The 22981-nt window shown below is 66.1% G+C and carries 23 protein-coding genes; 12 read left to right on the top strand and 11 right to left on the bottom strand.

Annotation, left to right across the window (positions count from 1 at the left end):
* Positions 1-23 precede the first annotated feature (23 nt).
* Complete coding sequence (locus QMA10_RS05720) at positions 24-797, bottom strand: SDR family oxidoreductase (RefSeq protein ID WP_290166867.1); 774 nt, start codon at positions 795-797, stop codon at positions 24-26.
* A 42-nt stretch (positions 798-839) separates the two neighbouring features.
* Positions 840-2297: an aldehyde dehydrogenase family protein gene (locus tag QMA10_RS05725; RefSeq protein WP_290166921.1), complete on the bottom strand. Its 1458-nt coding sequence runs from the start codon at positions 2295-2297 to the stop codon at positions 840-842.
* Positions 2298-2448: 151 nt separating this feature from the next.
* Here QMA10_RS05725 and QMA10_RS05730 point away from each other — a divergent pair, with 151 nt between their 5' ends.
* From QMA10_RS05730 to QMA10_RS05740, 3 genes are all read left to right on the top strand, one after another.
* A complete protein-coding gene (locus tag QMA10_RS05730) occupies positions 2449-2601 on the top strand; it encodes a hypothetical protein (protein ID WP_290166868.1) in 153 nt (50 codons plus the stop codon).
* Between the two features lie 235 nt (positions 2602-2836).
* Positions 2837-4063, top strand: coding sequence for a toxic anion resistance protein (locus tag QMA10_RS05735; RefSeq protein ID WP_290166869.1), 1227 nt, complete (start codon positions 2837-2839; stop codon positions 4061-4063).
* 2 nt (positions 4064-4065) lie between these two features.
* On the top strand, positions 4066-4929 hold the full coding sequence (locus QMA10_RS05740; protein ID WP_290166870.1) for a hypothetical protein: 864 nt from the start codon (positions 4066-4068) through the stop codon (positions 4927-4929).
* A gap of 40 nt (positions 4930-4969) precedes the next feature.
* Here the strand turns inward: QMA10_RS05740 and QMA10_RS05745 are convergent, their stop codons facing one another.
* Positions 4970-6364 carry an acetamidase/formamidase family protein gene (locus tag QMA10_RS05745; RefSeq protein WP_290166871.1) on the bottom strand — a complete coding sequence of 465 codons (1395 nt, stop codon included), beginning with the start codon at positions 6362-6364 and terminating at the stop codon, positions 4970-4972.
* Positions 6365-6618: 254 nt separating this feature from the next.
* On the opposite strand from QMA10_RS05745, the gene QMA10_RS05750 reads away from it, so the two are divergent.
* Positions 6619-7347, top strand: coding sequence for an EAL domain-containing protein (locus QMA10_RS05750; RefSeq protein WP_290166872.1), 729 nt, complete (start codon positions 6619-6621; stop codon positions 7345-7347).
* Here QMA10_RS05750 and QMA10_RS05755 read toward each other — a convergent pair.
* Complete coding sequence (locus tag QMA10_RS05755; protein WP_290166873.1) at positions 7319-8287, bottom strand: WYL domain-containing protein; 969 nt, start codon at positions 8285-8287, stop codon at positions 7319-7321. The two genes, QMA10_RS05750 and QMA10_RS05755, sit on opposite strands and share 29 nt — an antisense overlap.
* A 116-nt stretch (positions 8288-8403) precedes the next feature.
* On the opposite strand from QMA10_RS05755, the gene QMA10_RS05760 reads away from it, so the two are divergent.
* The 3 genes from QMA10_RS05760 to QMA10_RS05770 all read left to right on the top strand — a co-directional run bounded on the left by QMA10_RS05760 (position 8404) and on the right by QMA10_RS05770 (position 9753).
* Positions 8404-8871 carry a VOC family protein gene (locus QMA10_RS05760; RefSeq protein ID WP_290166874.1) on the top strand — a complete coding sequence of 156 codons (468 nt, stop codon included), beginning with the start codon at positions 8404-8406 and terminating at the stop codon, positions 8869-8871.
* A gap of 76 nt (positions 8872-8947) precedes the next feature.
* Positions 8948-9289, top strand: a complete 342-nt coding sequence (locus tag QMA10_RS05765; RefSeq protein ID WP_290166875.1) for a PadR family transcriptional regulator — start codon at positions 8948-8950, stop codon at positions 9287-9289.
* Positions 9286-9753: a hypothetical protein gene (locus QMA10_RS05770; RefSeq protein WP_290166876.1), complete on the top strand. Its 468-nt coding sequence runs from the start codon at positions 9286-9288 to the stop codon at positions 9751-9753. Before QMA10_RS05765 ends, QMA10_RS05770 begins: the two co-directional genes overlap by 4 nt.
* A gap of 173 nt (positions 9754-9926) precedes the next feature.
* Here the strand turns inward: QMA10_RS05770 and QMA10_RS05775 are convergent, their stop codons facing one another.
* From QMA10_RS05775 to QMA10_RS05785, 3 genes are all read right to left on the bottom strand, one after another.
* Positions 9927-10052 carry a hypothetical protein gene (locus QMA10_RS05775; RefSeq protein ID WP_290166877.1) on the bottom strand — a complete coding sequence of 42 codons (126 nt, stop codon included), beginning with the start codon at positions 10050-10052 and terminating at the stop codon, positions 9927-9929.
* Positions 10053-10210: 158 nt separating this feature from the next.
* On the bottom strand, positions 10211-11746 hold the full coding sequence (locus QMA10_RS05780; RefSeq protein ID WP_290166878.1) for an LTA synthase family protein: 1536 nt from the start codon (positions 11744-11746) through the stop codon (positions 10211-10213).
* A gap of 210 nt (positions 11747-11956) precedes the next feature.
* Entirely contained in the window at positions 11957-13030 is a 1074-nt protein-coding gene (locus QMA10_RS05785; protein ID WP_290166879.1) for a DNA polymerase IV, read from the bottom strand.
* Positions 13031-13207: 177 nt separating this feature from the next.
* Between QMA10_RS05785 and QMA10_RS05790 the strand changes: the two genes are divergently transcribed.
* The 3 genes from QMA10_RS05790 to galK are packed head-to-tail and all read left to right on the top strand — an operon-like array spanning position 13208 to position 16370.
* Complete coding sequence (locus QMA10_RS05790; RefSeq protein ID WP_290166880.1) at positions 13208-14008, top strand: DeoR/GlpR family DNA-binding transcription regulator; 801 nt, start codon at positions 13208-13210, stop codon at positions 14006-14008.
* The gene (gene galT, locus QMA10_RS05795) at positions 14005-15216 is read left to right on the top strand and encodes a galactose-1-phosphate uridylyltransferase (RefSeq protein ID WP_290166881.1); all 1212 of its coding nucleotides are present in this window, start codon (positions 14005-14007) and stop codon (positions 15214-15216) included. Before QMA10_RS05790 ends, galT begins: the two co-directional genes overlap by 4 nt.
* Complete coding sequence (gene galK, locus QMA10_RS05800) at positions 15213-16370, top strand: galactokinase (RefSeq protein ID WP_290166882.1); 1158 nt, start codon at positions 15213-15215, stop codon at positions 16368-16370. The genes galT and galK overlap by 4 nt, the downstream gene beginning before the upstream one ends.
* 10 nt (positions 16371-16380) lie before the next feature.
* Here the strand turns inward: galK and QMA10_RS05805 are convergent, their stop codons facing one another.
* The 3 genes from QMA10_RS05805 to QMA10_RS05815 all read right to left on the bottom strand — a co-directional run bounded on the left by QMA10_RS05805 (position 16381) and on the right by QMA10_RS05815 (position 19630).
* Complete coding sequence (locus tag QMA10_RS05805; protein ID WP_290166883.1) at positions 16381-17403, bottom strand: NADPH:quinone reductase; 1023 nt, start codon at positions 17401-17403, stop codon at positions 16381-16383.
* Positions 17404-17483: 80 nt separating this feature from the next.
* A complete protein-coding gene (locus QMA10_RS05810) occupies positions 17484-18308 on the bottom strand; it encodes a histidine phosphatase family protein (protein ID WP_290166884.1) in 825 nt (274 codons plus the stop codon).
* A gap of 59 nt (positions 18309-18367) precedes the next feature.
* Positions 18368-19630: a hypothetical protein gene (locus QMA10_RS05815; protein WP_290166885.1), complete on the bottom strand. Its 1263-nt coding sequence runs from the start codon at positions 19628-19630 to the stop codon at positions 18368-18370.
* A 105-nt stretch (positions 19631-19735) separates the two neighbouring features.
* Between QMA10_RS05815 and QMA10_RS05820 the strand changes: the two genes are divergently transcribed.
* Entirely contained in the window at positions 19736-20341 is a 606-nt protein-coding gene (locus QMA10_RS05820) for a class I SAM-dependent methyltransferase (RefSeq protein ID WP_290166886.1), read from the top strand.
* A gap of 85 nt (positions 20342-20426) precedes the next feature.
* Complete coding sequence (locus QMA10_RS05825) at positions 20427-21224, top strand: SDR family NAD(P)-dependent oxidoreductase (RefSeq protein WP_290166887.1); 798 nt, start codon at positions 20427-20429, stop codon at positions 21222-21224.
* Positions 21225-21260: 36 nt separating this feature from the next.
* Here the strand turns inward: QMA10_RS05825 and QMA10_RS05830 are convergent, their stop codons facing one another.
* Positions 21261-22895, bottom strand: coding sequence for a glycoside hydrolase family 13 protein (locus tag QMA10_RS05830; RefSeq protein ID WP_290166922.1), 1635 nt, complete (start codon positions 22893-22895; stop codon positions 21261-21263).
* Positions 22896-22981 lie beyond the last annotated feature (86 nt).

Below are 22981 nucleotides of genomic sequence, written 5' to 3' on the forward strand. Positions count from 1 at the left end.
GCCGGCCTAATTCGAAACCGAACTCAGGCCGGCGGATCGAACCGGCCGTCGACGGCGGTCCAGCCGCCGTCGACCGTCAGCACCGACCCCGTGACAAAGGTGGAGGCGTCCGACGCCAGATACACCACGGCGCCGGCCAGTTCTTCCGGCCGGGACCAGCGGCCCAGGGCGCTTTTCGCCGCGTAGGCTCCGTACCACTCCGGATTGTCCTTGATCTGTGCGGTCAGCGGCGTCTCCACCACACCCGGAGCGATGACGTTGACGCGGACACCCGCGGGGCCAAATTCAGCCGCGGCGGTGCGGGCCAGCTGGACCAGCCCGGCCTTGCTGGCTGCATAGACGCTCTGCCCGGGCTCCACCACCGAGGCACGGATCGAGGAAAATCCGATGATGCTCCCGCCCCCGTTCGCCGCCATCCGCGGGGCGAAGGCCTGCAGCAGTGTGAAGGAAGCACGCAGGTTAAGGTTCATCACCCGGTCGAATTCCTCCAGCGTGTAATCGGCCATCCGTTTGCGGACATTCGTGGCTGCCGTAAACACCAGGGCGGCGCAGTCTGCGTACCGTTCCGCGGCCGCCTGCACAGCGTTGGGGTCCAGCACATCAAGCACCGCCGGTTCCCCGGCGGCGCCGATCAGGTCCGCCGTCTCCGCCGCCGAAACCCCGTCCCGGTCCGCACACACCACCGTGGCGCCGTGGGCCGCCAGGGCCAGGGCTGACTCCCGGCCAATTCCGCTGCCGGCTCCCACCACCAGCACGCGCCGGCCGGCCAAATCGAACAGTTCCGAGTAGTTCGCCATCAGGGTCCTATCGCTGGAGGGAAGGAGAATGTGCGGACAGGGTCAGGGGCGGATCATGGCCATGCGGGTAACGGTAAACTCCTCAATGGCGAACCGCGGCCCCTCCCGGCCGATCCCCGAGTCCTTGACCCCGCCGTACGGCATGATGTCCGAGCGGAACCCGGGGATTTCATTGACCACCACACCGCCGACGTTGAGCTGCTCAATAGCCTGGAACGCGTGCCGAAGCGATGCGGTGTACACCGCGGCCTGCAGGCCGTACCGGGAATCATTCACCGCCGCGATCGCGCCGGCCATCCCGGAAACGCGTTCCAGGCACACCACCGGCCCGAAGATTTCCTCGCTCCACACACTGCAGTCACGCGGCACGTCAGCCAGGACAGTGGGGGAGATGCTCCGGCCTTCGGCGCCGCCGCCGGCAACCAGCCGGGCCCCCGCGGACACCGCCTCCCTGATCCAGTCCAGCACCCGCTCAGCGGCAGCGGTGTTGATGAGCGGCGCCAGGCGGGTGGCTTCGTCGCGGGGATCACCCACCACCACTTCGGGCAACCGTTCGAGGAGCCGCCGTTCAAATTCGTCAGCAATGGACCCGGCCAGGACCACGCGCTGGACCGAAATGCAGGCCTGCCCGTTGGCGTAGAAACCGCCGCGGATGACGGCGTCCACCGCATCCTCCAGGACGGCGTCTTCGGCAACGATCAGCCCGGTGTTGGACCCCAGTTCCAGGACCGTCTTCCGCGGCGCTGCTGCCTTCGCGATCCGGTGGCCAACGGCTGCGGAACCGGTAAAGGAGACGACGGCGACCCTTGGATCCTCCACCAGCGCCGCACCGACGTCGGGCCCTCCGGTGACCAGCTGGACCGCGGCCGGCGTCACGCCGTGCCGGTGGAGGACTGTCCGGATGAGATGGACGGCCCAGAGCGTGGTGAGCGGGGTGTCGGGGGACGGCTTGATGATGACGGGGCAGCCGGCGGCGATCGCCGGGGCCAGCTTGTGGCTGGCCAGCAGCAGCGGGTAGTTGAAGCCGGCAATGCCGACGACGACGCCGGCCGGCCGCCGGGTGAAGTACCCGAGCATCCCCTCGCCCTGGGGCTGCAGATCCAGCGGAACGGTTTCTCCGTGGATGCGTGCCGTCTCCTCCGCAGCGGCAGACCACGTGGCAAGGGTGCGCTGGACTTCCGTGCGGCAGTCCACCAGCGGCTTGCCGGTCTCCAGAACCAGCAGGTCGGCCATCGCCGTTGCTTCCCGGGAGAGCGCGGCATGGATATCCATCAGGAGCGTCCGCCGCGTTCCGGTGCTGAGCCCGGCTGTCACCGCGAAGGCTGCGGCTGCTTCATCCAGAGCCCGCTCTGCATGTTCCACCGAGGCCACCGGCGCCGAAGCCACCTCAGCGCCGTCGTAGGGGAAGGAGATCACCGAAGTGTCCGGGCACGCGGCCCACTCATGGACTCCGGCTCCCAGAGGAAGTCCGTCGGGGTAGGGCGGCGCAAATCTCACGATGGCTCCCGTGCGTGGGGGACTTTGCGGACAATCCAAGCGGTTCCAAGCTAACTGGTCAGGCCAGTACAGTGACGGTATCGGCCCGGAGGTCAGGGGTCAACGGTTTGATAGGTTGTTCGACTACTGACCTGCGCATAGACGGAAGGACGTTATGTCACCCGAAGCAGCACTTCTTGTCATATCCGCCGCGACAGTCATCTTCCTCGGGGTGGTGGTGGTTCTCGTGCGCCGGTTCAACAAATCCAATACCGAAAAGTACCCGCCGGCAACCAAGGGAAAGTGGTTTGAGATCCGGCGCCGGTAGCCGGCTGGAGCCCGGGTTGTGAAGCACCCGGTGGGCCGGTACTTACTCTTGAAATTCCCGGGATTTCCGGAACAATTCGGTTCAATCGCTGCAATGCGCATGGCGGGGAATGCCGGATTCCCTGATCATCCCGGACGTCGGGAGCAGCAAAAAACCCTGCCAACGCAAAATAAAGGCAGCACCGCATAAAGGCAGCACCGCTAGACTGCAATTCTTCCGTAACCCAAGGAGCAACATGTCTAATCCGCTCGACCTCAGCAATGGCCAGCACACAGAGGCGGACAGCCCTCTGGTATTGGAGCCGCCAAAGCCCGTGATTGAGGTGACGGTTCACCGTCCGGAGAAGGTTGGCGGCATGATTCTCGTTGATGCCGAGGCCCAGGAAAAGCACGCCGCAACCGCCAGGAGTTTCCTGGATGACCTGCTGGCTACCCCGCTGCAGAGTCCTGAATTCCAGATGAAGCTGGCGCAGCTGACCCGTCTGGGTGAAGGCACCATGCAGCAGGCCGGCACTGTGTCCAACCGCATGCTGAAAAGGCCGGCAGCGGCGCTCGCCGCCACCGGCGATGACCCCGCCTCGCGGACGGGAAAAAACATCGTGGAACTGCGGCAGATCGTCACGGAGCTGGACCCGAAGCGGCATGATCTGACCGGAACGAAGCGCATCCTGAGGTTCCTCCCCGGGGGCAGCGCCATCCAGCGGTACTTCCTGAAGTATGAGTCCGCCCAGGCGCAGCTCAATGCCATCACCAAAGCACTCAAGGGCGGTCAGGATGACCTGCGGCAGGACAACGCGGCCATCCAGACAGAGCGTGACGCTCTCTGGGAAGCAATGGGCCAGCTCGCGAATTATGCCGTGCTCGCGAACCATCTGGGAGATGGTCTAGAGCAGCGCATCGCGGACCTTCGAAACCAGGGCAAAACGGATGATGCCGGCACGCTGGAAGCTGATGCTCTCTTCTACGTGCGGCAGCGCCATCAGGATCTCTTGACTCAGATGGCAGTATCCATCCAGGGTTATCTGGCTCTCGACGTGGTCCGGAAGAACAATTCGGAGCTGATCAAGGGCGTGGACCGGGCGCTCGGGACTACCCTGGCGGCTTTGCGGGTTGCTGTGATTGTTGCCCAGGCACTGGCGCAGCAAAAGATTGTGCTGGCCCAGATTGATGCCCTCAACTCCACCACGGCAGACATGATTGTCTCCACATCAGAGCTCCTTCGTTCCCAGGGCACCGCCATTCATCAGAATGCGTCCAAGGCGACCCTTGACCCCGCCAAGCTGCAGCAGGCTTTCGACAATGTATTCCAAGCCATGGATGAGGTGGACCGGTACAGGGCAGAAGCGGCCCATTCCATGAAGCAGACAGTGCAGGTGCTTCAGGGGCAGGTCAGCCGTGCCCAGCTGCAGCTGGAACGCAGCCATGCCTCTGATGCTGCCGCCTCCAAGAGACTGAAGGGATAGGGATGTCGCGTCTCACGCTGGGCAACGTCGTCAAAGTCACCCTGGTTGTCCTGTTTTTCTATTTCGTGGTTCTTCTGGTGCTTCTGATTGGAATACGCAGGAAGAATCCGAAAATCATCCTGGAGGGGGCCGTATATGTTGCGCTCTTCATTGCCGCCTTTTCCATTCCCGACGACAGCGGGTTGTCCACAGCGGGGGGCTTCATCGGGCTCGGAGCCATGGCCGTATCAGCAGTGCGGGGCTACATGCTGCGTGACCTGTGGCTGCACCGCCGGGACCGGGGCCGGCAGCGAGGCCTAACGGTTCAGCAGAATGGGCCCGGGCAGCCGAATTGGCCCGCGCAGCAGAATGGGCCCGGGCAACCGAATGGGACCGGGCAACCGCTCAACCAGTCATACCCGGCTGCAGCCGCGCCGGCCGCTCCGGGAGCCGGTGACCTCTCATCCGCTTTGGCATGGGTAGCCGCGCTGGCCAGACAAAACAAGAACCAGCTTCCTGCTGATGCGTACGTGACCGTCCTGGAAACCTGTCAGACGCTGGACGCAGTTATCGACGCGGAAACGCGGCAGCCCTCGGGTGATGCCCGGTTTGAATATGAGCTGACAGCGCTGGTGCGGGAGTACCTGCCGGCCGTTCTCCGCAGCTACCTGGCCATTCCGCCCAGTATGGTGGGCGACCGGCAGTCGAACGGCAGAACCCCCAATGAGGAACTGGTTGAGCAGCTGCAGCTCCTCTCGGGACAGGCAGAGGCGCTGCATTCCAGCCGCCACAGCCACACTTCAGCCGAGCTGACGAATACGGGCAACTTTCTCAGGGAACGGTTCGGCCACCATCAGCGCGGCGGCTTCGACTTCGGCGTGGAGTAAGGCCGGAGGCGCTGGTGGTGGCCGAACAGTAAAGCCGCCGTCAGCTGAAGTCGGCCTTGCGGATCAGCCCGTGCACGCCCACGGTCCGGTCCACCACCTGGGAGACGGCGAAGTCCGCGGCAGCTGAGAGGTACGCGTAGGCCACGGCACGGTCCATGCCCTTCTCCTGCTCGAGGAAGTCCAGCGCGTTGACCACGGCCCGCCGCATGGCCACGTTCAGGTCTCCGCTCACCCCGCCGCCCGCCAGCCCGTCGGGATCCGAAAGCCCGATGGGAATCCAGGCCTCCGGTGTTTCCCCGAACGGATACCGGTGCGCAAGCTTCGGAGCATCGCCGGCGCCGGGCTTGCAGACGGTCAGCCGGAAAGTGCCGCGCAGGGAGCCCTCCATTGCGGTCAGTGCCACCTCGCCGTCACCCATGCCCATGTGCGGATCGCCTACATAGAAGAGGGCGCCGTCGGCCTTCACCGGCAGATAAAAGGTGGAGCCGGGACCCAGATGCCGGATGTCGATGTTGCCGCCGCCGAGGGTGGGCGGCACGGAGTTGGCGTCCGGATCAGTCAGGCCGCTGCTTTCAGCGAAGGCCACACCCATCATGCCCATGAACGGGCGCAGCGGAAAGCGCACCGACATGTCGCCGCTGGTCATCACGCCCTTGCCATCTTCGATCGCGGTGAACACGGAAACGTTGTGATAGTCAGACGGGATGCCTGACGCACGGTTGTCCGTGGCGGCCGGCGGCATGACTTCCTCCAGCGTGATGCCGTCCGGCGCGGCCGGGCCCTTCTGCAGTGCCAGCGATCCCTTGCCGTGCCGGCTGGACACGACGCCGTACGGCACCCGGGGCACGGCAGCGAGGGTTTCGATTTTGAGCACATCGCCGGGCTCGGCCCCCTCCACCGCAACGGGACCGGTCACCACATGCGGTCCGTCGGCGTCGAAGTTCCGCGGTGTGCGGTTGTAGCCGGCGGCAATGTCGACGGCGTCCTGCAGCACCCCGTTCTTCTCCACGCCGTGGCTGCCGAAAAAGGTCAGCGGATCCCGTCCCTGGTCCTCCAGGATTCCCTCATGGGAGAGGGCGTCGATGGTGATGGTCTGCCCGGACTTGATCTGCGCCACCGGCGTGGCATGCACCGTGGGCACGTAGCCCCAGAGCACGTCATCGGGGGTGGAGGCGAGGTAGTGGTCGCCGGGGATGTCGCCGGTGTTCGGCTGCAGAATGCTCCCGGGCACCGCCTTCGAGGCGCCCGCGGTGCCGGCAGTGCCGGCGGCCGATGAACCGGACGGAACCGTTGGAGGAGTCTGGGCGGCATTGGCGCTGCAGCCGGTGGCTACCGCCAGTGCCCCGATCCCCGCCGCGGCTGACAGGAACTTCCTGCGGCCCAGTCCCTTGGTCAGCACCTCGGCGGCCTCGCGCCCCATCAGCATTCTGTTCATCGTGTCCTCCTGTAGCTGGTGTGAACAAGCTAGCCAGCCGGAGTTTCGATCCTGTTTCCGGTGGATGAACGTAAAGGACCCCCCACCGGGCAGGCGCCGGGCGGCCCTTGGCAGGGACGCCGGTGGCAGGGAGTCCGATGACAGGGAGGCACCCTGCGTTGCCGCCTCCCGTACTGTGGAACTACTCGACGGGGGGACACTACATGGCGTGCAACGGCTGCAGGACAGCGACAAAGCCGGGCGTTGATTTCAGCATGGCTTTCCAACCGATTTACGACGCCGTTGCCGGCCGGGTGTGGGGTTACGAGGCCTTGGTGCGGGGAACGTCCGGAGAGGGTGCCCCGGAGGTGCTGTCAAAGGTGGCGCCGGACCAGAGGTACCGCTTTGACCAGGACTGCCGGGTCAAAGCGATTGAGCTGGCATCCCGCCTGTTTCCACCGGGTGAGGACCTCATGCTCTCCATCAACTTCATGCCGAATGCTGTCTATGAACCGGCAGCCTGCCTCCGGGCAACGCTGCAGACAGCCGCCTTCTGCGGTTTTCCGCTGTCCTCGATCATGTTCGAGTTCACGGAAAACGAAGAAGTTTCAGACACCGGACACCTCACAAACATCATCACGGAATACCGCAGGCACGGATTCACCACCGCCCTGGATGACTTTGGCGCCGGGCATGCCGGGCTTGGCCTGCTGGTTGATTTCCAGCCGGACCTGATCAAAATCGACATGCGGCTCATCCGGAACATTGATGAAAGTCCTGCCCGGCGGGCCGTCCTGGCCGGAATTGTGGGAATGGCCGCTGAACTCGGCATTACGTTGCTGGCCGAAGGCATTGAAACCGAAGCGGAATTCCTGGTACTTAAGGCCGCCGGGATCCGGCTGTTCCAAGGGTACTGGTTTGCGAAGCCGGCCTTCGAGGAACTTCCCGAGGTGGAGTGCGGATCTGCCGCCGCCGTCATCCCGGCTCGGGGCGCTCCGCGCTAGTACCGGCCGCGGTTATCCTGGCCGCAAAGCCGGAAAGCGAAGTGACGAGGGCCTCCGGTCCCAAGACAGCGAACGGAGCGTCAAACCGCAGGGCCCAGGACAATAACCCGGCCTCCGACCATGATCCGACGCGCACCCGGCAGGTGCTGCCGGATACCTGCTCCAGTTCGCCGTCGCCCAGCCACGGTGCAATGTCCGTTGCCGGCAGTTCGATGAGGAATTCTCCGTAGCAGGGCCAGCCCCCGCCGTCGTCGGACCCCTTCAGCCGCGCCGCAAGAAAGGTGCCCGCGTCGCCGGTCGGAATCGGCCGCGGCGCAAACACTGTCCCGCCCGGGAACTTGGGCGCCATCCGGTCCAGGCGGTAAATGCGCCAATCCGTCCGGTCCAGGTCCCACCCGATCAGGTACCAGCGGCCGCGGCGGGCGACGACGGCGTGCGGCTCTGCGCGCCGCGGCGGCCGGGATTCGTTCCCGCTGTAGTCGAAACGGAGAAGCTGCCGGTTCCGGGCAGCGGTGCTGACCGTTTCCAGGACCTTCGGATCCACCCGTGCGGACACGCCGGCGTCCGTGAACCGGATGCCGTCAATGCGGTGCCGCAGCCGGGACGGCATCACCTGGCGGACCGTGGTCAGCGCCCGCGCTGCTGCCTCGTCCAGGTCCACTCCGGTGGAGGGCGCGCTCTGCAGGGCGACGGCGATGGCCACCGCCTGCTCGTGGTCGAAAAGCAGCGGCGGAAGTTCCGATCCGGCAGCCAGCCGGTAGCCGCCGTCGGGCCCCTTGACGGCGGTAATGGAGTAGCCGAGCTCGCGCAGCCGGTCCACGTCCCGGCGGACCGTCCGCGGGGTCACCTCCAGCCGCCGGGCCAGCACCTGTCCCGGCCAATCCCGGCGGGACTGCAGCAGGGACAGCAGGGCGAGCATTCGCGATGAGGTTCCGGGCATGGTTCGAGTATGCGCGAAGAAGCGGACACATCCTGTCCTCTACCGGGTTCAGTCTGGTTTCAGGCCCGCAAACAGCGCCGCCGCAGAAGCCATCGCTGAGACAAAGGACAGAGCCCATGAGCATCACCACTACCACCCACCTGAATTTCCCCGGCACCGCAGCCTCTGCGCTGGAGTTCTACCAGTCGGTTTTCGGCGGCAGCGTCACGAGGGCCACATACGGGGACTTCGGCATGCCGCAGGAAGCGCCCGGCGCGGACAAGCTCGTGTTCGGCCGGCTCGACACCACCGACGGGCTTCGGCTGATGGCCTATGACATTCCCGCACAGAACCCTGCCGGCGTTTCCGGAACCGCCGGAACCACGCGCAGGGAGAACGGCATGACCTTCACTGACCGGACCTTCTTCCAGCCCCTGCGCGGGCAGAGCCTGCAGGAAATCATCCCGCTGTGGGCCGGGCTTGCCGTCGGTGCACATATCATCGAGCCGCTCGCCGCATCCGCGTGGAGCCCGGGGTTCGGAATGCTCACGGACCGGTTCGGGGTGACCTGGGTGATCGACGTCGAAGCCCCGTATAGCGGCTAAGCTGCGGACCGAAGGATTTTGGTCCGGCCCCGGGGAGGGGTTGCTTGTAGTGCAAGCTAGCGGTAGCGTGCAGTGCATGACACCCACTCCCGAGTCCGTTCTGACTCAGCTTCGCAAAGGCACGGTGGACTATTGCGTCCTTGCCTGTCTGCGCACCGGACCCGCGTACGGGCTGGAGATTGCCGACCGGCTTGGCGAAGGCAAAGTCCTGTTCGCCAGCGGGGGCACTCTTTATCCGCTGCTTTCACGTCTGCGGCAGCAGGGGTGGGTCACTACGTCGCTGGAGCCGTCGCCCGTCGGGCCGCCCCGCCGTTACTACCACCTCACGGATGAGGGCGAGAATGCCCTGCAGGTCTTCACCCGGACCTGGACCCTGTTTGCCGAGGATGTCACCACCATGATCAAGGAGACCCCATGAACACCACTGAACCGATGCCGGCCCTCTTGGAGGCGTACTTCGCTGACCTCGACCGCGCGCTGGCAGGGGCCAATGAGCGCGAACGCGCCGAGACAATCCAGGCGATGCGCGAGGACGCGGCGGAGATGCTCACCCGGTACGGAGCGTCGGAACAGGGGGCAAAACGCGTCATCGCCGAGTTTGGGCCGGTTGAACAGATTGCCGCCGCAGCCACTCCTGCGCCCGCGCCCGCCGCTGCCGCGTCTGCAGCTCGGCGCTCATGGGCCGACATCTGGCTGCTGGCGGGTTCCATCGCGGGCCTTTTGTACTTCGTGTTTCCGCCGCTCGCGGTGGCTATGCTCATTTGGGCGATCCTGCGGTGGAGGCAAAATACCGGGAACCGTACGCTGCAGAAGGCGGCCCTGTGGATTTCCGGTGCGGCGGTTGTCTTGTCGGTCGTACTGTTCACCCTCCACAGTCTCTGACCTGGCCGGCGGTCACATCTGCAGCGTGGGTGACGCCTGCCGCGGTTCTTCTGACCCGCGCCGCCGCGGTTTTGCCCTTCCTGCCGCAGTCATGAGCCGCCTTCAACGCGAACCGGCTGCGGGTACAAAAAAGCGGGCCATCCCCGAGGGGACGGCCCGCTTGTGCATGGTCTTTACTTTTGGTCATCCTTATTGCCGTCAACGGCGTCCTTGACCTTGTCTTTGGCCTGATCGACCTTCTCCGGGTGATCTTCCGCCGCGTCCTTCGCCTTGTCTGCCATTCCGCCCAGATCAGCCATGGGTCTCGCCTTTCCTATGAGGTCCCGAAACGGCACAGGGTCACCGGTTCGGTCTGACACGCCCCATCCTCCACCCGGGGAGCGCCAAGTACCACCCCCGCCGGCTTTGGATCCGGACCCGGCCGGCGGCGGTCCCGCTGCCGCCAAGGCTGTTAGCGTTATCGGGACCCGGGCTTGCCTGCCCATGCGTGCGCATAGAACAGCGGAGAATGTGAATCCAGCAGCTCTGCGTAGTCCTCGGCTTCCTTCGCCTGGGCTGAGCTCTCCGGAATGCCCGGGGAGAAGGCTGACACGCCCAGCCCTGCGGCATGGTCCTGCAGCGTCAGGCCCGCGGCTTCCAGCACGGTGGGGTACATGCTCAGCTGGTCCACACCGGGCCGCTGCCGGACGGTCTGGTCCTGCCCCGGAATCCAGATTCGGTTGAAGATGGTGCGGTTCTCGTGGAAATCAAGCTGCTCGTGGAAGGCGTCGCCGGCGCTCATGTGCTTGAGGTGGTCGCCCATGATGACGACGGCGGTGTCCTCGAGGTACCCCTTGTCCTTCATGTGGCCCAGGAATCCCGCAACCTGCGTCATGGAGCAGTGGAACGCGGACGTGACCTCGTTCCGGGTGTCCACGTTGCAGTAGTCGTAGATGTGCACCGGCTCGTGGGTGTCCAGCGTCAGCATCGACAGGTTGAACGGCTTGCCGGTCCTTTCGGATTCGGCGTGCAGTTCGTCAACTGTGGCTTTGGCGTTCTCCATGAGCCGCTCGTCACTCAGGCCCCAGTCGCTGCGGAAGCTCTCTTCCGGTTCGCCGGCGGCACGCCAGTCCGCAAGCCCTTTAATCTCCGAGTAACCGTGGGTGGAAAGGAACGTGTCCTTTGCGGCGAAGGAGGAACTCGCACCGCCCAGGAAGACGCTGGTGTAGCCCTGTTCTTCCAGGACATCACCCAGGCAGGTGATTCCACCCAGATAGGTGTCGCCCTCTTCATCGACGGCAGCTGAGGATCCGCTGTCCGACCCGAAGCCTGCCCCCTTCAGGGGGACCCCGCACTGCGTGGACGTGAGGCCGGCCATGGTCCAGCCCCCGCCTTTGTACTGCTGCAGGTTGTCCACGCTCTGCCAGCCCTCTTCGGCCGCGGTAACTTCCTTCAGCGGTACAAACGCGTCCTTTTCGAAGAGCTGGTCATCAGCCAGGGTGGCCTCGCCGGACTCCAGGTAGATCAGCACCAGGTTGCGCTTGTCCGTGTTGCCGGTGACGGTGGGCTCCACATAGTAATCACCGACGTCGTACGGGGACTTGGTTGCCTTGATGTAATCCGCCACGCCCACAGTGGTGCTGAAGGCGGTGGTGCCGCCCACAACCACAGCGGACACCAGAACCGTGGAGATGCTGCGCAGGATCCACTGCTTGCGGCGGGGGAGCATGCTGCCTCCGGCACGGTGGCGTTTGCGCCGCCGGGTGTGCCGCCAGAAAGCGATGGCAACCGTGATGAGCAGGGGAACGACGCCGATCCCCAGGATGCCGGCCCAGACGATGGCTCCGCCTCCGCCGTCCGTCTCCACGGACATGAGGTTCAGGAGCATCTGGCCCACCGAAATCTCGCCCCAGTAGAAACGGATGCCGGCGGCGGCGATCAGGAGTGCAAGCCCCAGCCAGATCAGAACGTAGACCAGCAGCGCTCCCACGACAGCACCGACCCGTCGGGTCACGTGAAAGATCCGGCCAGTCATGACACCCCGCGTTCCGATACCGGCTTTCCGCCGGACACCCTTGACAAACTCTTGACAATACAACATGCCCGTTCACGGGCTCGTAACAGACTAGTACCGTTACGTTACCCGTTCAACGGCGGCGTATTGCCGGCATCAAGCCGTTTGCCGAAGGAACTTCATCCGATCGTTAGCGTGTCAGCGGCCGGCTCACCAGCCTCCGCGCGTCGGTGTGTGCCCCTTGCGGGCGCTGTCGGGCATGGGCATTTCGGCCCGCAGGCCCAGGAGCCGGATCGGTCTGCCGGGCTCGATGGCGCCGGCGAGATCCAGGGCCTGGGCCAGGACATCGCCCGTGTCGAACGTCTCGGGGATTTTCCGCGCGTGGGTCTTGGTGGTGAACGGCGCGTACCGGACCTTGAGTGTCAGTCCGATCACGGGCCGTCCCTCCGCCGCCACGTCCGTCAGGACATCCGCGGTCAGCTGCCGAAGCGCTGCATCCACCCGGGCGGGCTCGGTCAGGTCCTGCTGAAAGGTGGTTTCCCGGCTGTGTCCGCGGGCAATCCACGGAGTGTCATCCACCTCGGCGGACCCGTCTCCCCGCCCCAATTCGGCATACCAGGGGCCCATTTTGGGACCGAACTCGGGCACCAGGCTCTGCGGATCAGCCGCCGCGAGCTCGGCAACCGTGGAGATCCCGAGCCTGGCGAGCCGGCCGGAGATCTTGGCTCCCACGCCCCAGAGTTCCTTCGTGGGCCGGTTGCCCATCACCTCCAGCCAGTTGTCGGCAGTCAGGCGGAAGACTCCTGCGGGTTTTCCGAGATCCGTGGCGTTCTTCGCCCGGACCAGGGTGTCGCCGATGCCTACGCTGCAGTGCAGCTGCGTGTCCTCGAGGACGGCGGCCTGAAGAGACCGGGCGTAGCTTTCGGGATCTTCCGTCTGCGTCCCCACAAACGCCTCGTCCCAGCCCAGTACCTGCACGACGGCGCCGGGGTGGGTCCGCAGGGTGGCCATGACGACGTCGGATGCCGCCAGATAGGCCTCGGCATCGACGGGGAGGATCACCGCGTCGGGCACCTTCCGGGCTGCAATCCGCAGCGGCATGCCGGACCCCACGCCGAAGGCCCGCGCCTCGTAGGACGCGGTGGACACCACCGCCCGTTCCGCGGGATCGCCCCGACCGCCCACGATCACCGGTTTTCCCGCAAGCTCCGGCCGCCGGAGCACCTCAACAGCGGCAATGAACTGGTCGAGATCCACGTGCAGTACCCACTGGTTTCCGCTCACGCGACCAAGTCTGCCCCATACCTTCGCAAATGGGCATCAACTCTGAGGTGACCGTAGCCCTTCCCGGGAAAGGAAAAACGTACAGGCGCCTGCGCGTTCGGGTTACGGCTCGTTCGTGGTAGATTTTGTGTGATTTAGTGCGAAACCGTCTCATTGGCAGTCCCCGGCAGGAGAAAAATGCTCGCAGCAGAACGCCAGGCAGCCATCCTGGACCGGCTGGACCGTCATCCCGCGGTCCGCGTCAGCGATCTGGCCCTGAACCTGGGGGTGTCGGAGATGACCGTCCGCCGGGATATCGATTCCCTTGACGCACGCGGCGTCCTGGTGCGCGTCCACGGCGGGGCGGTCCGTCCCGGAAGCCTCAGCTCCGTGGAGCCGGGGTTCGAGGCCAACCGCACCCGCAGCAGCGCGGCGAAGCAGCGGATCGCTGAAACAGCGGTGTCCCTGCTGGTTCCCGGCATGACTGTGTCCGTCACCGGTGGAACCACCACTTATGCGTTGGCTCCGCTGCTGTCCGCCGTGCCGGGCCTTACCGTCATCACCAACTCCATGCCGCTGGCAAACGAGCTCCACCGGCTTCAGGCCACCGCCCACCACGGCAGCGCACCCGAGGTGCTGCTCTCCGGCGGCCAGCTCACGCCGTCGCAGGCGCTGGTGGGACCGCTCGCCACCCGGACCATTTCCTCTCTGCGGGCAGATCTGTGCTTTATGGGTGCTCACGGAGTGGATGCGGCAGCCGGGGTCACCACGCCCAACCTTGCGGAAGCGGAGACCAACACCGCCTTTGCCGGAAACTGCGGCCAGCTGGTCCTCCTCGCCGACGCCACCAAGATTGGCGTGGTCAGCCTCGCCCGGGTGGTGCCGCTGGGTGCCGCTGCGGCGCTGGTCACGGACCAGGCTCCCAATGCCGAATACTCAGGTCTCACCCGCATCCTCCTTGAACCCGTCACCGACCCGCAGCGAGAAGAGCGCCCATGACCTTCGTGACCCCTACCCGGCTGTCCGACGGACGCGAGCTGATCTACTTCGATGCCTCCGAGGACAGCGCCGCCCGGCACCGCGACGAAGCGGCATCCGCCGACCGGCGGGCGCTTCCAGCCCGCGGAGCCGCCGGAACCGCACGCTACGACGCGCTCTCCGGCGAATGGATTGCCGTGGCGGCGCACCGCCAGTCACGCACCCACCTGCCTCCGGCCGACCAGTGCCCGCTGTGTCCCGCCACGCCCGGGAACCTTTCGGAGATTCCCGCCGCCGACTACGAGGTGGTGGTGTTCGAGAACCGGTTCCCTTCCTTCGGGCCGGACCTGGGCGGGCTTCCGGATGCACCGGAATGGGGAACGACGGCGGCGGCGTACGGCCGCTGCGAGGTGGTGGCCTTCGATTCGGCGCATCAGGGTTCCTTCGGTTCCCTCAGCCCCGAACGGGCCCGAACCGTCATTGACGCCTGGGCCCAGCGCACCGAAGCGCTCTCGGCGCTGCCCGGAATCAAGCAGGTTTTTTGTTTTGAAAACCGCGGGGCGGACATCGGGGTCACGCTGCTGCACCCCCACGGCCAGATCTACGCCTACCCGTTCATCCCGCCCCGGGCCGCAGTGCTGGCGGATCGGGCAGCGCAGTTTCATGCCGCGTCCGACGGGAATGAGACCCTGATGGGACACATCCTTGCCTCGGAACGCAGTGCCGGGGACCGGATGGTCCTCGAAGGGAAGCACTTCAGCGCGTTTGTTCCCTTTGCCGCCCGCTGGCCGCTGGAAGTTCATCTGGTTCCGCACCGCCGGGTTGCCGACCTGGCGGGACTGACCGGTGAGGAACGTGACGACCTCACTGCGGTTTATCTCGATCTCCTGGGCCGGGTGGACGCCCTCTATCCCACGCCCACTCCGTATATTGCGGCCTGGCAGCAGGCTCCCCTTGATCCCGTCCTGCGCCCCGCGAGCTATCTGCACCTGCAGCTCACTTCCCCGCGCCGTGCCGCCGACAAACTGAAGTTCCTGGCGGGTTCGGAGGCAGCGATGGGTGCCTTCATCAACGACACCACGCCCGAGGCCGTTGCGCAGGCACTGCGCAGCGCCGTTCCGTGCGCATCTCCGGCCCGTTCCGTTGCCGGCCGTCCTGCCACCGGCCGTCCTGTCACCGACCGTCCTGCCACCGACCGTCCTGCCACCGACCGAAAGGAACAGGCATGAACTCCACGCCGGCCAAGCTTGCTGAAACCTTCACCGAACGCTTCGGCGTGGATCCGGACGGGCTCTGGTCCGCGCCCGGCCGCGTCAACGTCATCGGTGAGCACACGGATTACAACGACGGTTTTGTCCTGCCGTTCGCCATCAAGCACTCAACCACCGTTGCCGCCGCCGTCCGCCGCGGCCGGACGGTCCGTGTGGCGTCCACCTTCGCGCCCGACGACGAGCCGGTAGCCGTAGACCTGGACAATCTGTCGGAGGGCAGCGTCTCCGGCTGGGCCGCCTATCCGCTGGGGGTCCTGTGGGCGCTGGAACAGTCCGGCCACCGCTGCCCCGGCATGGACATCCTGGTGGATTCCTCCGTGCCCGTAGGTGCCGGGCTTTCCTCCTCCGCCGCACTGGAGTGCGCCGTCGCCGTCGCCGCCAATGACCTTGCGCAGGCGGGCGTGTCCCGCCGGGAACTCGCCGTCGTCGGCCAGCTGGCCGAAAACAGGATGGTGGGAGCCCCCACCGGCATCATGGACCAGTCCGCGTCCCTGCTGGGGGAGGAGGGACACGCCGTTTTCCTGGACTGCCGTTCCGGTGAATCACGGCTGGTTCCCCTGGACCTTGAGGGCGCCGGGCTGGAACTGCTGGTCATCGACACGCGTGTCAGCCACTCACACTCCACCGGCGGGTATGCGGCACGCCGCCGCTCCTGTGAGCAGGGCGCCGAAGCTATGGGCGTTCCTGCGCTCCGGGACCTGTCCATTGCGGATCTGGCCAAAGCCGGGGGGCTGCTCGATGACGAGACGTTCCGGCGAATCCGCCACATCGTCACCGAAAATGTGCGCGTGGAGGAAGCCGTGGAGGTGCTGACCGGCAGGGGCCCTGCCGGACTCGGGCCCCTGCTGACGGCCAGCCATGCTTCCATGCGAGACGACTTTGAAATCTCCTGCGCCGAGCTGGACACCGCTGTGGAGGCTTCGCTCGCCGCCGGAGCGCTGGGAGCGCGCATGACCGGCGGCGGTTTCGGCGGTTCCGCCATCGCGCTGGTCCGCCGGGAGGACACTGCGGCCGTCCGGTCGGCGGTGGAGCAGGCATTCGCCGCTGCCGGTTTCCAGCCGCCGGCCATCTTCAGCGTCCTTCCCGGGGACGGCGCAGGCCGGGTGGCCTAAGGGGCGCTGGCTACGCGGTCTCGTCGCCGACGCGGATCAGGATCTTGCCCGTGGTGCCGCTCTCGACGGCGTCATGCGCGGCTGCCGTCTCTGCCAGCGGGAACCAGGTGAGCGGCAGGCCGGCGGACTCGCCCACGGGGAACACTCCGTCCCGAAGAGCGGCGGTGATGTCCTCCGCTGCGGCATGCTGGGCGTCTTCGCCGACCGTATAGATGAGGACGCCCTGCCACCGGACGTTCTTCGCAAAGCTGGCCACGATGGGGGCGGTGAACTCGTCGCCGTTGTTGTTCGCGTAGTAGGCGATGCTGCCGTGGTTGGCGATGACGTTCACGTCGAGTTCCGCGTTCTGGGCGGGGGAGACCTCAACGATCTGGTCCACGCCGTCGGGCGCAATTTCGCGGATGCGCTCGGCCTGGGCGTCGTCGGGGTAGCGGACAATGTGGTGTGCTCCGGCGGCGCGGGCGAGTTCGGCCTTCGCATCGCTGCTGACCGTGGCAATTACTGTGGCACCGGCCCAAACAGCGAACTGGATGGCGGCGTGGCCCACGGCTCCGGCGCCGCCCTGCACCAGGACCATGCGGCCGGCCAGCGCGCCCGGGGACAGGCGGTCCGGGCCGAACTCGTGGACGGTCAGCGCGCGGTGGGCGGTCATGGCCGGAACACCCAGGCTGGCGGCGACGTCGAACCCGATGCCGTGGGGAAGTTTCACGGCGCGGTCGGCGGGGAGGACGGTGAATTCGGCGGCGGTGCCGGTAGGCCGGCCGTAGGCGGCGAGGTAGATCCACACCGGGTCGCCCGGCTGCAGGTCCGTGACGCCTTCGCCGACGGCGTCGATGACACCGGCGCCGTCCTGGTTCGGAACCACTTCGGGGAAGGCAAGATCACCGGCGGCGCGGGCTTTCCAGTCGGTGGGGTTCACACCGGAGACGGTGACGCGGACCCGCACTTCACCCGGACCCGGGGCGGGAACGTCCCGGTCGACGGGGGTGAGGACGGACGAGGGACCTGTGGCGGAGTACACGATTGCTTTCATGGGCGGTACAAGAGCCCCGGCCGGCGTTCTATTCCCTGCCCGTGATCCTGGCCCCTGCCCTGTACCCGTCCCGCCGGAGCTCAGCTTCCGAAGGCGTCCTGAAAGAAATGCCGGTTCGTTTCCACCTTTTCCAGCAGGTCGCCGCCGCTGAAGTACTTGCGGTCAAACTCTTCCCAGCCGCCAACAAACATGGTCCATTCCCCGTCCACCTGAACCGGCCAGCTGCGGCGGACCCAGTTGAGTTTGTCCCGAACCTTTTCCGGATTCTCCGGGTCTGCCGCCGTGTACTGCAGGACGGTGCAGTTGTGGATCATTTCGGCCCTGTCCGCATCACGGTCCAGGAACTCTTCATCACTCCAGCGCTCCAGCACCAGGCGGGTGGCCCACATGAACTCACCGTGCGTGACCATCAGGACGTTTTCCCGGGGATTCTCGCGGTGCAGGGTGCTGAGGATATTGCGGACCCGGTTTTCAGCGACATTCGCGATGGACTCGCCGGCGGGTGGAGCCCAGTACAGCGGATCACTGTCCCGGTACGCCGCGTTCTGCGAGTACTTCCGGGCAAAATCCTGTTTGGACATGGAGCCGATTTCGCCCCAGGACCGCTCGCGGATGACACGGCTCTCTTCCCAGCGCACATCCAGTCCCAGCATCGCCGCCGTCTCGCGGGCACGGGTGTAGGTAGAGACCACAGCGCGGTCGAACTCAATGTTCTGCCCGGCAATCCACGCCCCCGCCACCTTTGCCTGCTGCACACCGAGTTCGGTCAGGCGCCAGGAACGGTCCGGAACGGTCATGGTCTCCTCGGTATAGAGACTCGGGTCCCCTGCCTTGGAAGCCTTCTGCATGATGTTCGCTTCGCTTTGTCCGTGGCGGACAAGGAACAGGTTCCGGGGCATGACCATTGAGCGCGTACTCCTTTGTGATGCGGTTTGATCCGGCTGTTAAATACTATGAGGTCCGATCAGGCCGGCTGGAGCGCGGCAGGCTGCCGGCCCTGCGGAAGGAAGCACCACACCAGCAGGCCCGCCGAAACCAGCGGTGCAATGAACCCGGCGCCGGCCACAATGATCACCCCGACGGCTGCTCCGGCGAAGCCCGCACCAACGGTTCCGCCAATGCGCACCAGCCGAGGTCCGGGAATGAGCCTCGCTGCAGGCAGGGCCAGGCCGAAGCCCAGCAACACTGCTCCGGACAGGGTCAGCGGCCACTGCCAGGGGTGTCCCGCGCCGGCAAACTGGGATCCGGCTTCGCACAGGAAGGCTCCGGCCATAAGCAGCACGGTCCAGCGGATGACGCCGCCGAACCGGGGATAGAGGATCAGGCCCCCTGCCACCGTCAGCGGAACGGCGTTGAGCGCGCCGGCCGCCAGGCCGAGGTTCATCGCGGCGGTGGAATCCGCAGCCAGCCCGGACCAGGCGCTGCCGGACAGCGCGAAAACGATGCACAGCACACCCATCAGGAGCGTGCCGCCCGCAAGAACGGCGACGGCGGTCCAGACGCTCCGAGATTCCGGGAATCCCGTGGCCGGTTCCATGGCCTGGGAGTCCCCGGGCCGCGGATCGCGGGGTCGATTCTCGAGAGGCGATCGGTTCCGCGAACCTTCAGTGTTTCCCGCTCGCAGCGCCACGAAAAGCAGCCCCGCCGCAGCAAAAGGAGTAAACAGAAAACCCGCCATGAACATAAGGAAGAGGGCCAGCGCCGCCGGCGGGGCGAGCAGCAGGCTCCGTGCGGTGCGGGACGCTTGGGAACGGTGCGGACTCCACACAGTGTTCACGGTGGGGATAAGGGCCGCCGTTCCTGCGATCAGGGCAAGGGCCAGCAGGGGCACCGCGGCCGCTTCGAACCAGGTCAGCGGGACGCCTGCATCAGCGGAGGCGAAGCCGGCGGACCAGCTGGCACCCGCTGCCGCAGCCAAGCCCCACGCGGAGGCGGCAGCCGCGGCAGTCAACCGGACCTCCGGTGCCGACAACCGGCCGGACTGATAGGACAGCGCCACCGCCGAGAGGGTCAGGCCCAGGGGACCAAGGAACATCGCAGCCAGGATGCGGACGGCGTCAGCACCGGGCCAGTAGAGGGCCCCGGTCAGCAGGATGCCGGCAGCCAGGAGAAAGGCAGCCAAAGCAACCGCTGCCCACCCGGCCGCCCCTTTGTACGTGGCGCATCCGGCCAGGGCGCCGGTTCGAAAAGCCGGCGGGGCCGCAGAAGACAGGTTGTACGGGTTCATGCAGGTCAACCTACCCGTACGGAAGACCTCCGCCTACGGTCCGGGCGGGGCAAACCCGGCGGAGGGCAGGCTGCTCCTTCCCTGATCGCCGCGTAGGCTTGAACCGTGCGAAAAGAAACCCTTTGGGAAGCTAAAAAACGTTCATCACCGGGCCACTCCGCCTGGTACATTTCGCGGTTCGCGCAAATGCGTGAGCAGGGCGCAGACCTGCACGGCGAAGCGCGGCTGCTCGACGCCATGGTGCCGCGGGGAGCACGGATCCTGGACGCCGGCTGCGGTCCGGGCCGGGTGGGCGGCGAGCTGGCGGCCCGCGGACACGACGTCGTCGGCGTTGATGTTGATCCGGAACTGATCGAAGCTGCGCAGCAGGACTTCCCCGATGTGCCCTGGCTGGTGGGTGACCTGTCTGAACTGGACCTTCCCGCCGCCGGCATCGAGGAGCCCTTCGACCTGATTGTCTGCACCGGCAACGTGCTCACCTTCGTGGCACCCGGCACCCAGCAGGAAGTCCTGACCCGGCTGCGGAACCACCTGGCCGGCGGCGGCCGGCTGGTCACCGGATTCGGCGCCGGCCGCGGGTACGACTTTGGGGCCTTCCTCGAGGACGCCGCAGCCGCAGGCCTGAAGTGCCAGCAGAAGTTCTCCACCTGGGAACTGCACCCGTTCGAACCGGATGCAGATTTCCTGGTGGCGGTCTTTGGCCGGGCCTGACGCGTTCCACTTTCACTGTGGCGGCGGTTCGGATCCGCCGCTAGCCTTCGGAGAGACCGTATTAGTTCTCTCGTAAGGGCATGCCATGGAACTTGTTGGCGGCACAGCAATCGTCACCGGCGGGTCAAAGGGCATCGGCTACGCGGTGGCCGGTGCCCTCCTGGCGCACGGGGCCGACGTCGTGATCACCTCGCGGCACGATAAAGAGGTGGCCAAGGCTGCGGCAACCCTGACGGCCGCCCATCAGGGCCGGCGTGTCCTTCCGGTGGCCGCGGACGTGACCAGCGCCGCCGACGTCGAACGTCTCTACGCGCGCGTGAAGGCCGAACTTGCCCCAGTGGCAATCGTGGTGAACAACGCCGGCATCCACTCCTATGAAACCATCGCCCATCTGTCCGAAGACGACTGGAACGGTGTGGTGGACTCCCACCTCAAAGGCACCTTCCTCGGGACCAAAGCGGCTCTGACGCACATGCGGGCCAGCGGCACGGCCGGAGCGATCATCAATCTCGGCGCGGTGGACGCCGTCGCAACGACGCGCGGCACAGCCCACTACGCGGCAGCGAAGGCCGGCATCGCGAAGTTCACGGAAGTGGCCGCGCTGGAGGCCGGCCGCCACGGCATCCGGGTCAACACGGTGTCGCCTGGAGTGATCGTGACCCCGGAGAACGCCGGGACCTTCAGCCCCGGCTTCGAGGCCGCCTGGCACCGCAGCTTCGCCATCGACCGGATGGGCGAGCCGGCAGACATGGCCAAGGCCGTGGTCTTTTTGGCCTCTGACTATGCCGGCTGGATCACGGGAATCAACCTGCTGGTCGACGGCGGCACCCACCTGCGCGGGCTGCCCGACTATGCGGATTACCTGCTCGGAGGCAACGAGTGAGGGGCCCCCGAGGGGGCAGGGTCATAACCGGCAGCGTCAGATCAGCCAGACCGTCGTGTCGCCCGGAAGCATGCCGTCCTCGAGAGGTGAACTGCTCAGCAGCACCTCGCCTGAGGGAAGGGCCACCGGGGCCGATCCGAAGTTGGTGACGCAGTGCCACCCGTTGGGCCGGGTGAAGTGCAGGACCTCGGGGGAGACTTCCTCAACCCACTCGAAGTCCTCCCCGGTCTGCAGCTGGCGGCGAAGTTCCAGGGCCCGGCGGTAGAAGGTGAGCGAGGAGGCGGGATCCGCTTCCTGGCTGTCGACGGCGTAGAAACCGAACCATTCGGGCTGCGGCAGGTGCGCTCCGCCAGAGCCGAACCCGAAGGAGGTGCCCTCAGCGGTCCACGGCAGCGGCACGCGGCAGCCGTCGCGGCCAATGTCCACGCCCTTGTTGCGGAAGAAGGTGGGGTCCTGACGGTGCTCGTCGGCAATGTCAGCAACCTCGTGCAGGCCAAGTTCTTCGCCCTGGTACAGGTAGGCGGAACCGGGCAGTGCCAGCATCAGCTGGGACACGGCACGGGCGCGGCGCTCGCCGAGGATGTGGTCCAGCGCCGGTTCCGTGCCGCCGCTCATCAGCCAGGCAGAGCCGTCCTGGCTCTCCCGATCGGCGGGACCGGAAACGGGCAGGCCGTAGCGGGTGGCATGGCGGACGACGTCGTGGTTTGAAAAAACCCACGTCGACGACGCACCGGAGGTCTTCGCCTCGGCGAGGTTCTTGGTGATGATGTCGCGGAACTGGCCGTAGTTCCAGTCGGCCTTCAGCAGGTCGAAGTTGAAGGCCTGGCCCAGTCCTTCGGGGCTGGCGTAGCGGGCGCGGCGGTCCGCGTGCACCCAGGCCTCGGCCACGGCGGTACGGGGCGGGGTGTATTCGTTGAATACCTGCCGCCACTCGGCGAACACTTCGTGGACTTCGTCCCGGTCCCAGAACGGGTGCTTGCCGTTGTTATTCTCATTCTCCGCGCCCAGATCAGCCTTGGAAGCGAGCGGCTCCGTCATGTCCTTGGTCAAGGCATGCGCCACGTCCACCCGGAAGCCATCCACGCCCCGGCCGGACCAGAAGCGCAAAGTGGTGAGGAAATCGTCCCGGACTTCGCGGTTGTCCCAGTTCAGGTCCGGCTGTTCCTTGGCGAAAATGTGCATGTACCACTGGCCGTCTTCGGTCCGTTCCCAGGCCGGGCCGCCAAAGACGGAGTCCCAGTCCGACGGCGGTTCGTCACCGTTGGGGCCCAAGCCGTCGCGGAAAATGTACCGGTTCCGGGCGGCGGATCCCTTCGGGGACGCCAGCGCCTCCTGGAACCAGACGTGGCGGTTGGAGGTATGGTTCGGCACGATGTCCGCGATCAGCTTGATGCCGGCCGCATGCAGGGCGGCAATCATCTCGTCGAAGTCCTCAAGTGTGCCGAGCTTCGGATCGACGTTGCGGTAATCGTCCACGTCATAGCCGCCGTCGGCCAGTGCCGAAGGATAGAACGGGCTGAGCCAGACGGCGTCCACCCCCAGGGACTTCAGGTAGGGGATCCGGGACGTAATGCCCGGCAGATCTCCAATCCCGTCGCCGTTGGAATCCGCGAAACTGCGCGGATAAATCTGGTAGACGGCGGCCTGCCGCCACCAGTGCGGATCCTGCATCCGAGCGGCAAATTCTTCAGGGAAAGGCTGCGCTGCGGGGTCGGCGGGCTGGAGCTGCGGATTGGCAGAAAACGTCACAGAATCAT

The organism is Arthrobacter sp. APC 3897 (genome assembly GCF_030407495.1).
In the GTDB taxonomy this organism is placed as follows: domain Bacteria; phylum Actinomycetota; class Actinomycetes; order Actinomycetales; family Micrococcaceae; genus Arthrobacter_B.

Bases quoted from the DNA above. Each gene is read 5' to 3' on its own strand.
- QMA10_RS05720 (WP_290166867.1), bottom strand. From the start codon at position 797: ATGGCGAACTACTCGGAACTGTTCGATTTGGCCGGCCGGCGCGTGCTG.
- QMA10_RS05730 (WP_290166868.1), top strand. From the start codon at position 2,449: ATGTCACCCGAAGCAGCACTTCTTGTCATATCCGCCGCGACAGTCATC.
- QMA10_RS05735 (WP_290166869.1), top strand. From the start codon at position 2,837: ATGTCTAATCCGCTCGACCTCAGCAATGGCCAGCACACAGAGGCGGAC.
- QMA10_RS05740 (WP_290166870.1), top strand. From the start codon at position 4,066: ATGTCGCGTCTCACGCTGGGCAACGTCGTCAAAGTCACCCTGGTTGTC.
- QMA10_RS05745 (WP_290166871.1), bottom strand. From the start codon at position 6,364: ATGAACAGAATGCTGATGGGGCGCGAGGCCGCCGAGGTGCTGACCAAG.
- QMA10_RS05750 (WP_290166872.1), top strand. From the start codon at position 6,619: ATGGCTTTCCAACCGATTTACGACGCCGTTGCCGGCCGGGTGTGGGGT.
- QMA10_RS05755 (WP_290166873.1), bottom strand. From the start codon at position 8,287: ATGCCCGGAACCTCATCGCGAATGCTCGCCCTGCTGTCCCTGCTGCAG.
- QMA10_RS05760 (WP_290166874.1), top strand. From the start codon at position 8,404: ATGAGCATCACCACTACCACCCACCTGAATTTCCCCGGCACCGCAGCC.
- QMA10_RS05765 (WP_290166875.1), top strand. From the start codon at position 8,948: ATGACACCCACTCCCGAGTCCGTTCTGACTCAGCTTCGCAAAGGCACG.
- QMA10_RS05770 (WP_290166876.1), top strand. From the start codon at position 9,286: ATGAACACCACTGAACCGATGCCGGCCCTCTTGGAGGCGTACTTCGCT.
- QMA10_RS05775 (WP_290166877.1), bottom strand. From the start codon at position 10,052: ATGGCTGATCTGGGCGGAATGGCAGACAAGGCGAAGGACGCGGCGGAA.
- QMA10_RS05790 (WP_290166880.1), top strand. From the start codon at position 13,208: ATGCTCGCAGCAGAACGCCAGGCAGCCATCCTGGACCGGCTGGACCGT.
- galT (WP_290166881.1), top strand. From the start codon at position 14,005: ATGACCTTCGTGACCCCTACCCGGCTGTCCGACGGACGCGAGCTGATC.
- galK (WP_290166882.1), top strand. From the start codon at position 15,213: ATGAACTCCACGCCGGCCAAGCTTGCTGAAACCTTCACCGAACGCTTC.
- QMA10_RS05805 (WP_290166883.1), bottom strand. From the start codon at position 17,403: ATGAAAGCAATCGTGTACTCCGCCACAGGTCCCTCGTCCGTCCTCACC.
- QMA10_RS05810 (WP_290166884.1), bottom strand. From the start codon at position 18,308: ATGGTCATGCCCCGGAACCTGTTCCTTGTCCGCCACGGACAAAGCGAA.
- QMA10_RS05815 (WP_290166885.1), bottom strand. From the start codon at position 19,630: ATGAACCCGTACAACCTGTCTTCTGCGGCCCCGCCGGCTTTTCGAACC.
- QMA10_RS05825 (WP_290166887.1), top strand. From the start codon at position 20,427: ATGGAACTTGTTGGCGGCACAGCAATCGTCACCGGCGGGTCAAAGGGC.
- QMA10_RS05830 (WP_290166922.1), bottom strand. From the start codon at position 22,895: ATGCAGGATCCGCACTGGTGGCGGCAGGCCGCCGTCTACCAGATTTAT.